Source organism: Bifidobacterium sp. ESL0784, from assembly GCF_029433295.1.
Classification (GTDB): domain Bacteria; phylum Actinomycetota; class Actinomycetes; order Actinomycetales; family Bifidobacteriaceae; genus Bifidobacterium.
Window position 1 is genome coordinate 452269 of the sequence record NZ_JAQTHV010000004.1, and the last position, 14741, is coordinate 467009.

A 14741-nucleotide genomic window follows, 5' to 3' on the forward strand; every position below is an offset into this window, starting at 1 on the left:
CCCTAATGGAATTGTTCGGAAGCTGTTTACTCAATCAGCTTGTAGCCGTGGCTGGCGATGACCGACTTGAGCTTGGCCAGATAGCTTTCGGCGGCGTTGGAGAGGTTGGAGCGCTCGTTGGTGATCCAACCGACCAGCATGGTCTCGTCTGTGTCGAGTGGGACGGTGACGATTTTCTCGTTGTTGAGGTCACCGTTGTCGATGCCCGTGCAGATGGTGTAGCCGTTGAGCCCAATGATGAAGTTCAGGATCGTAGCTCGGTCGGTGACGTTGATGAGCTTGGGGGAATCCTTGGGCCAAACCGCTTCCTCGGCGAAGTAGAAGCTGCCTTCCTCACCCTGCTCGTACTGGATGAACGGATACGGCTTAAGATCATCCATCGTGACCTTTTTCTTGGTCGCAAGAGGGTTGTTTCGCGAAATGAAAACATGCAACGGGGCACGGAAAAGCGGGTGGAATTCAAGGTGCTTGCCGCGCAGCAGCTTGCCGATGACGTCCTTGTTGAAATCGGAAAGGTAGAGGATGCCGATTTCCGAAAGCATATTGGCGACCTGATCGATGATGTCGCGCGTGCGGGTCTCGCGGATGGTGAATTCGTATTCGTCGGATTCGATGGAATTGATCATTTCCACAAACGCCTCAACGGCGAACATGTAGTGCTGGGTGGAGACGCTGCAAAGCTGCTTGCGAGGCTTGGCGTGCTTGTAACGTTCTTCCATAAGCTCGGCCTGGTCGAGCACCTGACGTGCGTAGGTGAGGAATTCCGCGCCGTCGACGGTCAGTGCGATACCCTGCGATGAGCGGGTGAAGATTTCGATGCCCATCTCGTGCTCGAGCTCCTTGACCGATGAGCTCAACGCGGGCTGGGAGACGTACAGCTCGTGGGAAGCCTCGTTCATCGAGCCGCACTCCACAATCTTGACGATATATTTCAGCTGCAGCAGTGTCATATCCAAAGTTTATAACAAACCGTGTATCGGGCAGATTAACTTATAACGATTTTTGATATTGGAATCCGTCTGAAGATTTCAATACACAATAGTTGCGATCATCGTAGCTACATTTAAATATTTACGCTCAGACGTTGCAGGTCGTTTCGGGCATCGATTGCATTCTTGAACCGAATCCCTTTAATGCCGACCGCTTTCGCACCGTCGACATTGGCCTGTGTGTCGTCAAAGAACACCGTTTGCGAGGCGTCGAGACCGAAACGGCTCAAGGCGAGATTGAAGATATCGGCATTCGGCTTGTGCATCTTTTCGACTCCGGATACCACCGTTCCTTGCAGCAGACGTTCGAGTTGCGGGAACTTCTCAAACGCGAAATGGAACGTTTCGCCTGACCAGTTCGTCAGACCCCATACGCCATAACCGGCCTTCCGCAGATCCGTCAGCAGAGTTTCCATGCCGTCAATTATTCGTGGCAGGGCATCACCGTAATGTTCGATGTAATAGTCGAACGTCTCGGCCAGATCGTCGCCATACTGCTTTCGATAATCCTTGATGACATCAGCGAAAGCCTCACCTGCGTCCATACGTGCTTCGGCCGCGAAGAAACCGTAGACATCGCTTTCATCCGCACAAAGCCTATCGACAACTTGCTGCGGAAAATGGCCTTGAAGGCAGGGGCGATAATTGAGCTCCAGCAGAACCCCACAGAAGTCGAACATCACATTGTGGATTTCGATGCTATTGCTATTGAAAGCGTCATTGTTCCCGTTGTCTGACATGGCTCTCTCTTGTCTGCTCCTGTTTTCGCTTCGTGCGATGGTGCTGTTTGCTATTGGAAGCCGATCGATTGGCCAAAACCAAATGATCGGCGTTGCCGAAAGCTAATCCCGCATCAATTCCTCGAATGCCTGAGGCAATGCCGCGATGACATCGGTTGCCACAATCGGATGCCCCGGCTTTCCACTTGGCATAATGGTGCTGTCCGCGTCGAAGATTTCCGGTGGCTCCCAGCCATGCTGGTCGGACTCGGAGGCCAGGCTTGCGGCGTAACCGTGAATATAGCTTGCGCTGGCGGCTACCATGATGTTGAGGCTTGGGTCGTGTTGCAACTGTTCCTCGCCTTGTTGTGCCAACATTCCGCCCATAACGCCTGCAAGCACGTCGCCGGCTCCGGCAGTCGCCAGCCATGCCGGTCCACTTCCGGAAATGAGGGTTGTGATCATCTTGTTCGTTCCGTCAGCGTTTTCGGGCCCTGATCCAGCATCTGCCGGCAGACCTGCTACGTTTGAATCGCCAACAACTATGGTCACAGCGCCTTTGAGCAGCACGGTTGCTCCGGTCAGTTCGTGAGCCCGCTTCGCCCAATGCCAGGGTTTTGCGGTAATGGATGCTGTATCCACGTCTTCGCCGCGGAGTCGCAGTAATGCCGCAAGTTCGGCGGTGTGCGGAGTGATGACGACATGTGCCGGTACGCGTTCCGGCAGTAGGTCGAGCGCCCCCGCGTCGACGCAGATCGGCGGCATGGTCCAAGGTTCACTGTCGTAATCGATATCAGGGTCGGCGTCGCCCCAGACGATTCCGGTGCGTTCAGACATGTATGACGTTTCCTCTGTTTTCGACCCATTCACAGGAATCTCGGTCTCGTCTGCAGCGCCAAAGGAATTATCATCGGGCAATGCGTAATGCTTGAGCAGCGCGGCGATGGCTTCTCGTTGGCCATCAGAACCGTTCACGCTGTGTCTGCCGGAATTCTCATTAGCGGCATCACCTGTAGCCTCCGCCGTAGGAACACCGGAACCGACGGCCCAAGCCTCAACGCGGCCTTTGCCGATCACGATCTCGGGGGTATTCCGCAGCACCATGTCGGACGCGTTCACAGGTCCCATATAACGGACCATGCCGATGTTGGAACGGACAGCGGCGTTGGAACTCAGCACGGCAGCTCCGGGATATTTTGCCGATCCCGTAATCAGACCGACAACGCCTCTGGAATACTTGGAATCAGTTGATTTCGGCAGGCGTATCATGCTGCCGACAGTGTCATCGATAGAGGAAACGACGGGATAAGCGTACGTGATATCGAAACCGAAATCGACCAGAACGATACGGCCGCAAGCGAACGCTGCTGGAGGCAGCATGGCGCAAGGCTTCATCGCACCGAACATCACCGTAATATCGGCAGGAATATAACTGCCGGGCAAGGTGCCGTCGTCCACGCCGACACCGGAAGGCGTATCGATGGCGACAACAAGCGGCTTCTGTTCCTGTCCGGGGCTTGCGACGGAGCGTGGCATCTCCATTTCCGTCCCGTCCTCGTTGGTCGGATGGAGGATATTTGCCATGGTTGCGGCAGGTCCCCGCAAGGCCCCCTTGACGCCGATGCCAGTCATGGCGTCAAGAACAACGGTTGCCTGCTGCGCCAGTTCGATGGCTGCTTGCAGGCGTTTTCCCGCTTCGCCGGCACTGAAACCGGACGAAACCCCGGGGATGTCCGCTTCCGGATTGATGATCAGCAGTCTACCGCCACTACGTGTGAACGCCAGCAGACCTTGCAAATGCAGGGATTTGCCTACGGCGATCGCCGTGACCTGGGCACCGGCCTGAGCCAATTGAGCGGCGGCGAACAGGCCATCGCCACCATTGTCTCCGGCTCCGGCCAGCAGCACGACTTTCGCCTCGGCGATGTCGATGTCATGCTCGTCAAGTAGTTCTGCGGTCACCCGTGCCGCAGCCGAGGCGGCCATGCGCATCAGAGGTACGCCCTGATCCAGCAGCGGACGTTCCATGCCTCGCACGGTCTCGACGCTGAAAGCGCGCCGTTGCAGCATCGACTTGCGCATCAGTTCCGTCATCGTTACCTCGTCCATCTTGGCCTCCTGTGTCCGTCAATGTCTGGTTCGATGTTACGCTAGCGCGGGCACATGAGACAGCATTGGACAGAATCCGCTATAAATAAGCCGGCTGGTGTACGCCATCGGTCCATTTATGGTGCAATGCAATAATTCCGCCACAAACAAACCGCTTATCGTCTGGTAGCGGCTTGTTTGTGGCGGAATCGCAGGAAGTTGCGTTTGGCGTGCAGCTATTCTTCGGCCACTAGGTCGAGGTAGTCGTCGCTCCACAGATCCTCGTCTCCGTCCGGCATCAGCAGCACCCGTTCGGGATTGAGCGCCTTGACCGCGCCTTCGTCGTGGGTGACCAGAATGATGGCGCCCTCATATTTGGCGATGGCCTTGAGAATCTCGTCGCGCGAGACCGGGTCGAGATTGTTGGTCGGTTCGTCAAGCAGCAGCACGTTGGCACGCGAAGTCACCAACGTCGCCAGCGCGAGCCTGGTCTGTTCGCCGCCGGATAGCACCTTTGCCGGTTTGAACGCGTCATCGCCGGAGAACAGGAAACTGCCCAAAATCGAACGGGCGTGGGTATCGTCCAGGTCGGGGGCAACATGCTGCAGATTCTCAAGCACGGTTGCGTCAAGTTCCAACGTATCGTGTTCCTGTGCGAAATAGCCGATCTTGCAACCGTGTCCGTAGACCACCTCGCCGGTATCGGGTTTGTCTTCACCTGCCAGAATACGTAGTGTCGTGGTCTTGCCGGCGCCGTTGTAGCCCAGAATGACCACGCGGGAACCCTTGTCGATGGCCAGATTGATGCCGCTGAAGACGATGTTGGAACCGAAAGCCTTGGAGATATCCTTGGCCATGATCGGTGTCTTGCCACAAGGCGCAGGTTCCGGGAAACGGATGTCGGCGACTTTCTCCTGCCGTTCGGCCTCGCTGGTCTCGCTCAACAGACGTTCCGCGCGACGCATCATGTTCTGTGCGGCGACGGCCTTGGTGGCCTTGGCGTGCAGGCGGATGCCCTGTTTCATAAGACGTGCGGCCTTCTTCTCAGCCACTTCGCGCTCGCGGCGGCGACGCTCCTCGTCCACCACGCGCTGTTTCAGGTAAGCCTTCCAGCCCAGCGAATACATGTCAATCTGCGCGGTCTGCGCGTCCAAATGCCAAATCTTGTTGACCACTTCGTCCAAGAGTTCCGTGGAGTGGGAGATGACGAGGAATCCGCCCTCGAAACGTTTCAGGTAGCCACGCAGCCATTCGATGGAATCGGCATCCAAATGGTTGGTCGGTTCGTCAAGAATCAATGTGTCGGCGTCGGAGAAAAGGATTCGAGCTAGTTCGATACGTCGTTTCTGTCCGCCGGAGAGTGTGCCGATTTGTTGCTGCATCACTTCATTGGGGAGACCAAGGCTCGCGGCCATGGAAATCGCCTCGGACTGTGCCGCGTAGCCGCCGGCCTTCTCAAACGCCTGCATGGCCTTGTCGTACTTGTCCATCGCCTTTTCCATGACCTTCGGATTCTCGTTGGTCATTTCCTTCTCGGCCTTGCGCATGCGTTTGATGATGCTGGCGATGTCGCGGGCGCTCATCATGCGATCGAGCGCAGTCTGCTCGGGGTCGTCGGCATGGGTGTCTTGTGGCAGGTACCCGAGCTTGCCGGAGATACGCACCTTGCCGGCTGTGGGAAGCAGATCGCCGGTGATAACGCGGGTGAGGGTGGTCTTGCCGGCGCCGTTGCGCCCGACCAAACCGATCTTGTCGCCCTTGCTCACATGAAAATCAGTGGGATTGAGCAGTGTCCGTGCCCCGATCTGAATTTCCAGCCCTTGCGCCTCGATTGCCATACCCTATTACCTGTCCTGTTTGCATTTACTAAATTACGGCGAAATATACCAACATGCCATCATAGCGGCACGTCTGCTTTTGTTGGAGTAATGACGTATATGGCGTAATTTCAGTCGGTCCGAGATATTGGTTTCCGCCAATAACAAATTTATAGAATGACACAGCTGCTTTATTGGTTGGTATTTGAGATTAAGTAATGATTCAGGCAATATGACAGAGTCGAACAATTGTTCGAACCGTCCACTATGATGGGTTATCCTACAGTGGAGCATTTGGTATCAAGCGGAGGTAAGCATTGGCAACAGCATCGACGGCGCGGAAAACCAGGAAAACCGACGATTCGTCGGCAAATGTAGTAGCGCAGAAACTGATGGACAGTGATTCGTTCCTGTCCCAGGAGATCGCGAAGGCACCGTTGCGCAAGACCGGCAATTCGCTGGTGGCGGATATTTCACATATTCCAAGCGATCTGAAGATCACGATTCAAGGCGCGCGTGAGCACAATCTCAAGAACGTCGATCTTGCCGTTCCTCGTAACCGTATGGTGGTGTTCACCGGGCTTTCCGGTTCCGGCAAGTCTTCGCTTGCGTTCGATACGTTATTTGCTGAAGGGCAGCGGCGTTACGTCGAGTCTCTGAGTGCCTATGCCCGCCAGTTCCTGGGGCAGATGGACAAGCCCGATGTTGATTTCATCGAAGGTTTAAGCCCGGCTGTTTCCATCGATCAGAAGACCACCAACCGCAACCCGCGTTCGACGGTGGGAACGATTACCGAGATTTACGACTATCTGCGTCTGCTGTTCTCGCGAACGGGCATTCCGCATTGCCCAATCTGCGGTGAGGTTGTCAGCGCGCAGACGCCGCAGCAGATGGTCGATACCCTGATGAAGAAGCCGCAAAAGACTCGATTCCAGATTCTGGCGCCGGTCGTTCGCGGTCGTAAGGGCGAGTTCGAGGATTTGCTTGAATTGCTGCGTGGCGACGGCTATTCGCGCGCGCTGATTGACGGCAAGATGTGCCAGCTTTCCGACGACATCAAGCTGACCAAGCAGAAAAAGCACACAATCGAAGTCGTGGTCGATCGTTTGGTCATCAAAGACGGCATTCGCCAGCGCCTCACCGATTCCATCGAAACCGCGCTGAAACTCGCCAAAGGCATTGTGGTCATTGATTACGTCGATTTGGACGAGAAGGACCCGAATCGTCGCGAACCATTCAGTGAGAAGCGTTCATGCCCGAACGGCCATCAACTCGAACTTGACGAGATCGAGCCGCGCACGTTCTCTTTCAATGCTCCATACGGCGCTTGCCCGGATTGTGATGGCATTGGCTACAAGCTGGAGATCGACCCGGAGCTGGTCATTCCAGACCCGAGCAAATCGCTCAACGAGAATGCCATCGAACCTTGGGGCATGACCAAGGGGACGGGCGAATACTATCGTCACGTCCTTGAAGGCCTTGGCGAGGAAATGGGCTTCAGTCTCGATACTCCTTGGAAAGACCTGCCTCAAAAGATTCAGCACGCCATCATGTACGGTCACGATTTCAAGGTCAAGGTCTCCTATCGAAACCGCTGGGGACGCTTGCGTGAATACAGCACCGGTTTCGAAGGCGTGGTGCGCACGCTCATGCGTCGCCATGACGAGACCGATTCAGATCAGATGAAGCTGTATTACGAGTCCTATATGCGTGAGGTGCCTTGCCAAACCTGTCAAGGCAAGCGTCTGCGTCCTGAGGTTCTGGCGGTCACGGTTGATGGCAAGTCCATCGCCGACGTCTGCGATATGCCGGTCGAACGCAGCCTTAAATGGGTGCGTTCGCTGAAACTTGAAGGTTCGGCCGCACTTATTGCCGGTGAAGTACTGAAGGAAATTCGTTCTCGCCTCGGGTTCATGAACGATGTCGGCTTGAACTATCTGACGCTGTCCCGTGCCGCCAAGACGCTTTCCGGCGGCGAAGCACAGCGTATTCGTCTCGCGACCCAGATCGGCAGTGGCTTGGTCGGCGTGATGTATGTGCTCGATGAGCCGTCCATCGGTTTGCATCAGCGTGACAACGAACGGCTTATCAAGACGCTGCATCACCTGCGTGATCTCGGCAACACGCTGATTGTGGTCGAGCATGATCAGGAGACCATCGAAAAAGCAGATTGGCTGGTTGATATTGGTCCTGGCGCCGGCGAAAAAGGTGGCGAGGTCGTCTATTCCGGTCCCGCAGCGCATGTTGTGGATGCTCCTCGTTCCATTACTGGTGATTACATCGCCGGTCGGAAAACAATCGAGGTGCCGAAGAAACGTCGCAAAACCGATAAAAACCGGCAACTCAAGGTTGTCGGGGCACGAGAAAACAACCTTAAGAACATCAACGTTTCGATTCCTCTCGGCGTCATGACCTGCATCACCGGTGTTTCCGGTTCGGGCAAGTCGACGCTCATCAATTCGATTCTCTACCCATCGTTGGCCGACAAACTTAACGGTGCCCGTATCGTGCCTGGTAAGCACACGAGGGTTGAAGGCATCGAGCAGTGCGACAAGGTCATCCACGTCGACCAGAACCCGATCGGCCGTACCCCGCGAAGCAACCCTGCTACGTATACGGGCGTGTGGGACAAGATTCGCCAGCTGTTTGCCAAGACGCCAGAGGCACAGGTTCGCGGCTACGGCCCCGGACGTTTCTCATTCAATGTCAAAGGTGGACGTTGCGAGGCATGTCACGGCGACGGTACCATCAAGATCGAGATGAACTTCCTGCCTGACGTCTACGTGGAATGCGAGGAATGTCACGGCAAGCGGTACAACCGCGAGACCCTTGAGGTAAAATACAACGGCAAGTCGGTCGCCGACGTGCTCAACATGCCGATTTCCGAAGCCGCAGATTTCTTCAAGGCATACACGGGCATCTCCCGTTATCTCGACACGTTGGTCGACGTCGGCCTCGGCTACATTCGTCTCGGGCAACCCGCGACCACGCTTTCCGGTGGCGAATCCCAGCGCGTGAAACTCGCCACCGAGTTGCAGCGTCGTTCTACCGGCCGTACGGTCTACATTCTCGATGAGCCGACCACGGGTCTGCATTTCGAGGATGTCCGTAAGCTGTTGCAGGTGCTGCAAGGCTTGGTCGACAAGGGTAACACGGTCATTGTCATCGAACACAATCTCGATGTGGTCAAGTCCGCGGACTGGATCATCGACCTCGGTCCTGAAGGCGGAGACGGCGGTGGAACGATCGTCACACAAGGCACGCCGGAGCATGTGGCCAAGTGCGAAAAGAGCTGGACGGGCAAGTATCTCGGTCCTATGCTCAAGTGAATTCGTTTGATAGCTGTGAAAGGTAGGCAATGGCAGTAGTGGCAGACAAGCAGGGTAACGGTGACAGCACCGGCTGGCGCAAGACGACGCGCAAGCTGGGGGACACCCGCGACCTGTTCCGCCCTGCCACTGGCGACATTCCCACTGATCCGGGCGTCTACAAATGGCGTGACGGAGACGGCAGGGTCATCTATGTCGGCAAGGCGAAGAACCTGCGCAACCGCCTTACCTTCTATTTTCAGCCCCTGAGCGAACTGCACCCCCGTACCCAAAACATGGTGCTGACCGCCCGCAGCCTCGAATGGACGGTGGTCGCCACTGAGCTCGAAGCGCTTACCCTCGAATACACATGGATCAAGGAATTTGATCCACGTTTCAACGTCGTTTTCCGTGACGATAAAACATATCCTTATCTAGCGGTTTCCTTGGGTGAAAAATACCCTAGGGTATGGGTGACGCGCAACCGCAAACGTCGGGACACACGGTATTTCGGTCCGTACGTCAAAGCGTGGGATCTGCGTCATAGTCTCGATAAGCTGCTCAAGGCGTTTCCGGTGCGCACCTGTACGAAGACTGTCTTCAACCGTGCCAAATTGACCAACCGGCCTTGCTTGCTGGCTTCCATCGGGAAATGTTCGGCACCGTGCGTCGGAAGAATCAGTGAGAAGGACCATCGCCGTATGTGCGAACGCCTGGTCGGTGTGCTCACCGGCCGCTATGGAACTTCGTTCATCGCAGGGCTGACCCGTGAGATGAAACAGGCCAGCAACGATATGGAATTCGAAAAGGCCGCACGTCTGCGTGACCAGATCTCCATGTTGAAAACCATGTCCGAACAGAATGCGGTCGTCTTCGATTCTGATGTGGACGCCGACGTGTTCGGTATGGAATCCGACGAATTGGAAGCCTCCATCCATGCGTTCTTCGTCCGTTCCGGTTCCATCCGGGGCGAACGTAACTGGAGCGTCAAACGGGTCGAAGACATCGAAGATGCCGACCTCATTGCTGACCTCATCACCCAGGTCTATTCCGACATGATGGAGGAGACGGAGAGTCAGGCCAACGTGCCGTTGAACCTTCCCAGCAATGGCGAAGAGTTGCTGGAACAGGACGCAGACTCAAAGGATTCGGCAGATAGCGTCAGCAATCCAGAGATGGTGGCTAGCAACTCCGGATCGGTCGAGGGAACGATCAACGGCAGCATCGACATCGTGGAGCGGAGAGACGCGCTGGGTGCAACCCAAAGCATCACCGCCACTGACAGCCTCTCGCGCGCCCAGGCGACGCATATCCGTCGTGAACGGCGGATGCAGACCGGCCGCAGCGATCTGCTGGCACCGATCTCGCCGGTTCCCAGAGAGGTATTGGTCCCGATCGAACCCGCGCGGCGCGATGAGCTTGAGGAATGGCTCAGCGGTCTGCGTGGTGCCGCCGTCACCATCCGTGTGCCCAGCCGCGGTGAGAAAAAGGCGTTGATGGATCGTGCCGACAGCAATGCGAAACAAGCGTTGCAGCGCAGCAAAATGAGCCGTATCAGCGACATCGGTGCCCGTACACAGGCCATGAACGACGTGGCTGAGGCGTTGGGGTTGGACGAATCCCCACTTCGTATCGAAGGCTATGATATTTCCAACACCATTGGCGGCATCTACCAGGTCGCATCCATGGTGGTCTTCGAGGATGCCATTGCCAAGAAGTCCGAATACCGTCGGTTTGCCATCCGTGGCAAGGACGGCAAGGGTGCGCTTGACGATCTGAGCGCCATGTACGAGACGCTTACCCGCAGATTCCGTCACGGCAACATTGCAGGTGACACGGGTGAAAGCATGGACAACGAAAAACGTATCGAACAGGCCGAGTCGTCTTCTCAAACTCTGACAAATCAGATTGAGCATGCAGATGGCAATGAACGGGTTCAAGAAAAAAATGAAACGGATGATGAAACCGATGGTCTGACCAGCGCTAATGCCGTCGTGCAGCAGGATACGCATCCACGTCATTTCGCGTACAAACCGAACCTGATCGTGGTCGACGGCGGCAAGCCCCAGGTCGAAATCGCTGCCAAAGCTCTCAAGGACTGCGGCGTCGACGATGTGGCAGTTTGTGGTCTGGCCAAAAGACTCGAAGAAGTCTGGATTCCGGGGGAGGACTACCCACTCATCCTCAAGCGTCAGTCCGAAGGCATGTATCTTCTTCAGCGGGTCCGCGACGAATCCCATCGCTTCGCCATCACTTACCACCGCAAATCCCGCCGTAAAGGAGCGCTTCGCTCAGCGCTTGACGATATTCCTGGTATCGGCGAAAGCTATCAGAAGAAGCTGTTGCGTGCGTTCGGCTCGGTAAAGGGCATCCGCAAGGCCAGTCTCGAAGATTTGCAAAACGTCAAAGGTATCGGAAAGGCCAAGGCCGAAGTCGTTTATAACGCCCTCCATAGTGGTTCCGATGATTCAAAATCTTCATCGACGGCCACATCCCGGACGGTTTGAGTACGTAAAATCAGAAAATACCTTATAAACATGTCAGAATAGTCAATCAAAACAACCAGATGAGCTTCAAGGAAAGGAATCGGGAAATCACCATGGCCAATGAGATACACCAGCGCTGTGCGGTCTTGGGCAAACCCATATCCCACTCGCTTTCGCCGTTGCTGCACAACGCGGCCTATCGGGCTCTCGGACTGGATGATTGGCAATACAGCCGCACTGAGGTCGGAGAAACCGACTTGGATGGTTTTCTTGAAGGTTTGGATTCCACCTGGGTGGGACTGAGCCTCACCATGCCGTTGAAACGCACCATACAGCCTTACGGGACCCCATCCGATGCCTGGTCTCGCAGACTCCTTGTCGCCAATACCGCGATATTCGATTGGGCAGATACATCCGAAAAACCGAATATCAGACTATACAACACCGACGTGGAGGGTATCGAGAAAGCCTTCTTGCATGCATGGCAGATTTTCGACAATGCAGCTCCCGTGCCGACAAGAGAAACCGGCAATGCCCTCGATCCGCAAGCCTTTCCAAACGGAGCGAACGCTGTTATTCTTGGCAATGGTAATACGGCCCTTTCGGCCTTGGCCGCCTGTACGGAAATCAACGTTCCCGGCAAAGGCCCGATAGCGCAGGTAACGGTGTGCGCCAGACACCAGCATGAAAACGATCCCATGAAGCAGCTTGCCCAGTCGGAATCCGGTTTCACGTACCAGCAGGTGTCATTATCAGAATCAGCGAAGTATTTGCTTGAAGCTGATATTGTCATCAATACGATTCCGTCCCATGGAGCCGATGACGTAGCCGCTCGATTAGAAGGAATCAGTATTGGTTCGTCGCCTGTCCTGCCCCGGAAAACCCTGTTGGACGTTGTCTATGATCCACGTCCCACCAAGTTGATGCAGGCATGGCGCAACAACGGCGGAACCGCAATCGGCGGGGAGGAAATGCTGCTTTACCAAGCGATAGCCCAGGTACGGTTGATGACGGTAGGGGCGCATATTATGAGAACAGCAGATTTTGAGCAGGCGATGAGAAGCGCCTTACAGGAGGCACTGTGATTTCGGAAAAGCAAGGACCTGACAACACCGGAAACAAGGTCGAGAAGACGGCCCCTGCAACCAATGCGAATGACTCCGAAAGCGTCGTGTCATCACAAACGGATAGCGATAGTCCCAAGCCTGCCAAGGAATTCGAGGTCATGCTCATCACCGGCATGAGCGGGGCCGGTCGTTCCCATGCTGCAGATTGCGTCGAAGATATGGGTTGGTATGTGGTCGACAATCTTCCTCCGAAGCTGTTGATTCCCCTTGTCGATATGATGACGTCTTCCGGGTCGAAGGTCCATAAGCTTGCAGCGGTCATCGACGTGCGTTCGCGCAGCTATTTCGATGATCTTTCCGCTGTTTTAAGCCATTTGGACGATCTGGGCGTGGGCACGCATGTTCTTTTCCTTGATGCCAGCGACAAGGTCTTGGTGCAACGTTACGAATCGGTTCGACGTCCGCACCCGCTCCAGCATGGCAACCGTCTTATCGACGGTATCCGTGAGGAACGTGATCTGCTTTCCAATCTCAAAGAACACGCGGACACCGTCATCGATACCTCGAACTTGAGCATTCATCAGCTTTCGACGAAGCTGTACGAAGCTCTGCTCGGCAGTGGTGCAAAAACGGTTTCCGTCCATATCTTCAGTTTTGGCTTCAAATACGGGATTCCCCTTGATGCCGATTTCGTCGCTGACGTGAGATTCCTGCCCAACCCGTATTGGGTGCCCAGCCTGCGTGAGCTCAACGGCAACGATCAGCCGGTGAGCGACTATGTACTTTCCAACCAAAGCGCGAAGGAGTTCCTTGACGCCTACGAGAAGGCCATCATGGTGGCCATCAAGGGTTACGCTCAGGAAGATAAGCATTATGTCACAATAGCTGTTGGCTGTACTGGCGGCCAGCATCGTTCCGTTGCCATCAGCAATGAGCTGGCGCAGCGGTTCCGCGCTCACGGGCTCAGTGTGACGGTATCCGCAAGGGAGTTGCACCGCCATGAGCGACGATAGTATTGAGGTTCCTTGTCGATTATTTCGCACAAGTGGCTGATTTGGTTGTGTGACTAAAAATACGAAAATAGGCAAGAGGAAGTAAAACGATGGATTCTTGTCCAAGTCATTCGCTATCACAGATAGCCGTGGCATGGCGTGAGATGACTCCGTTTAATGTTCCAATTACACTTACATGAAGAACGGGAAGTAGGAGGTTGGGCTTTGGCTCTTCTGAACGAGGTCAAAAGCGAGCTGGCGAGCGTGGAAACGGATTTGCCGGCCGCGAAGATGGCGCAAGCCGCGACGATGATGCGGTTTGGGGGAGGACTGCGTCCCGTCGACAACAAAGCAGTGATTCACGTACAATTCGATTCACTGGAAGCGACTGAATGGTTGCGTCAGACCATTTCACATTATTTTCAGCGCGAGGCGGAAGTCAGGAAAGTAAGTCGACAGACTCCTAACGGCATCGTGCAACGTTACGATCTACTCGTTCGACGTGGCGCTACAGCGCTTGCTTTGCAGACAGGCTTGCTTGACCGTCGTATGCATGTGGTTGAGGGACTTCCGGCTGAAGTCATCAGTGGCAATATTGCTCAGGTGAAAGCGGCTTGGCGCGGCGCGTTCCTTGCGCGCGGCATGATTTCCGATCCGGGCAAATCCAGCTATTTGGAAATCATCTGCCCTTCGCATGAAACAGTGACGGCATTGCAGGGCGCCGCCCGCAGGCTTGGTATTTCCGCTCAGGCCCGTAAGGTGCGCAGCTCCGAACGCATCACACTTCGTGACTCCGATTCCATCGAACGCATGCTGATGCTTATGGGAGCTCCTCGCTCGGCACGTGAATGGACAGGCAAGCGCACCGACGGTGAAGCCCGTGGCAAAGCCAATCGCCTGGCGAACTTCGATGACGCCAACATGCGCCGCAGCGCGAAAGCGGCTGCCGAGGCCACCCAGAAGGTCAAGCAGGCTTTCGAGATTCTAGGAGACGACATTCCGGAGAATCTTAAAGCCGCCGGTGATCTGAGGCTTCAGCATACCGACGCCAGCTTGGAAGAACTCGGTCGTCTCTCCAACCCACCGATTACGAAAGACGCCATCGCGGGGCGTATCCGTCGTTTGCTGCAGCTGGCGGCCAAGACCAAACGTGCACAGGAGCAGTAGCAGAGCGGTGACGACAGCCATTCGCCGTTGATTGTCAATTCGGTTGGATAGGCAACAGAAAAGTGTATTGACGTCGTTCGCTGACTGACAATCCGGCGGGATTATTGG

9 protein-coding genes are annotated in these 14741 nt (G+C 55.5%); 5 read left to right on the top strand and 4 right to left on the bottom strand.

Going from position 1 to position 14741, the window contains the following annotated elements:
- Positions 1 to 26: 26 nt before the first annotated feature.
- From PT279_RS08505 to PT279_RS08520, 4 genes are all read right to left on the bottom strand, one after another.
- A complete protein-coding gene (locus tag PT279_RS08505) occupies positions 27 to 950 on the bottom strand; it encodes a LysR family transcriptional regulator (protein ID WP_277166991.1) in 924 nt (307 codons plus the stop codon).
- Between the two features lie 113 nt (positions 951 to 1063).
- Positions 1064 to 1729, bottom strand: coding sequence for an HAD family phosphatase (locus tag PT279_RS08510; RefSeq protein WP_277166993.1), 666 nt, complete (start codon positions 1727 to 1729; stop codon positions 1064 to 1066).
- 102 nt (positions 1730 to 1831) lie between these two features.
- Positions 1832 to 3817 (bottom strand): bifunctional ADP-dependent NAD(P)H-hydrate dehydratase/NAD(P)H-hydrate epimerase, encoded by a 1986-nt coding sequence (locus PT279_RS08515; protein ID WP_277166995.1) that lies wholly within the window; start codon positions 3815 to 3817, stop codon positions 1832 to 1834.
- Positions 3818 to 4032: 215 nt separating this feature from the next.
- On the bottom strand, positions 4033 to 5634 hold the full coding sequence (locus PT279_RS08520; protein WP_277166997.1) for an ABC-F family ATP-binding cassette domain-containing protein: 1602 nt from the start codon (positions 5632 to 5634) through the stop codon (positions 4033 to 4035).
- Positions 5635 to 6005: 371 nt separating this feature from the next.
- On the opposite strand from PT279_RS08520, the gene uvrA reads away from it, so the two are divergent.
- From uvrA to whiA, 5 genes are all read left to right on the top strand, one after another.
- Complete coding sequence (gene uvrA / locus PT279_RS08525) at positions 6006 to 8942, top strand: excinuclease ABC subunit UvrA (RefSeq protein WP_277167075.1); 2937 nt, start codon at positions 6006 to 6008, stop codon at positions 8940 to 8942.
- A gap of 29 nt (positions 8943 to 8971) precedes the next feature.
- Positions 8972 to 11428 (top strand): excinuclease ABC subunit UvrC, encoded by a 2457-nt coding sequence (gene uvrC / locus PT279_RS08530; RefSeq protein WP_277166998.1) that lies wholly within the window; start codon positions 8972 to 8974, stop codon positions 11426 to 11428.
- Positions 11429 to 11520: 92 nt separating this feature from the next.
- Entirely contained in the window at positions 11521 to 12492 is a 972-nt protein-coding gene (locus PT279_RS08535; protein WP_277166999.1) for a shikimate dehydrogenase, read from the top strand.
- 86 nt (positions 12493 to 12578) lie between these two features.
- Positions 12579 to 13487: an RNase adapter RapZ gene (gene rapZ, locus PT279_RS08540; RefSeq protein WP_277167076.1), complete on the top strand. Its 909-nt coding sequence runs from the start codon at positions 12579 to 12581 to the stop codon at positions 13485 to 13487.
- 204 nt (positions 13488 to 13691) lie between these two features.
- The gene (gene whiA / locus PT279_RS08545; RefSeq protein WP_277167000.1) at positions 13692 to 14633 is read left to right on the top strand and encodes a DNA-binding protein WhiA; all 942 of its coding nucleotides are present in this window, start codon (positions 13692 to 13694) and stop codon (positions 14631 to 14633) included.
- Positions 14634 to 14741: the final 108 nt, after the last annotated feature.

What these genes read in the sequence shown, in the direction of transcription:
- PT279_RS08515 (WP_277166995.1), bottom strand. Translation starts at nt 3,817, where the DNA reads ATGGACGAGGTAACGATGACGGAACTGATGCGCAAGTCGATGCTGCAA.
- PT279_RS08505 (WP_277166991.1), bottom strand. Translation starts at nt 950, where the DNA reads ATGACACTGCTGCAGCTGAAATATATCGTCAAGATTGTGGAGTGCGGC.
- uvrC (WP_277166998.1), top strand. Translation starts at nt 8,972, where the DNA reads ATGGCAGTAGTGGCAGACAAGCAGGGTAACGGTGACAGCACCGGCTGG.
- PT279_RS08520 (WP_277166997.1), bottom strand. Translation starts at nt 5,634, where the DNA reads ATGGCAATCGAGGCGCAAGGGCTGGAAATTCAGATCGGGGCACGGACA.
- PT279_RS08535 (WP_277166999.1), top strand. Translation starts at nt 11,521, where the DNA reads ATGGCCAATGAGATACACCAGCGCTGTGCGGTCTTGGGCAAACCCATA.
- PT279_RS08510 (WP_277166993.1), bottom strand. Translation starts at nt 1,729, where the DNA reads ATGTCAGACAACGGGAACAATGACGCTTTCAATAGCAATAGCATCGAA.
- uvrA (WP_277167075.1), top strand. Translation starts at nt 6,006, where the DNA reads ATGGACAGTGATTCGTTCCTGTCCCAGGAGATCGCGAAGGCACCGTTG.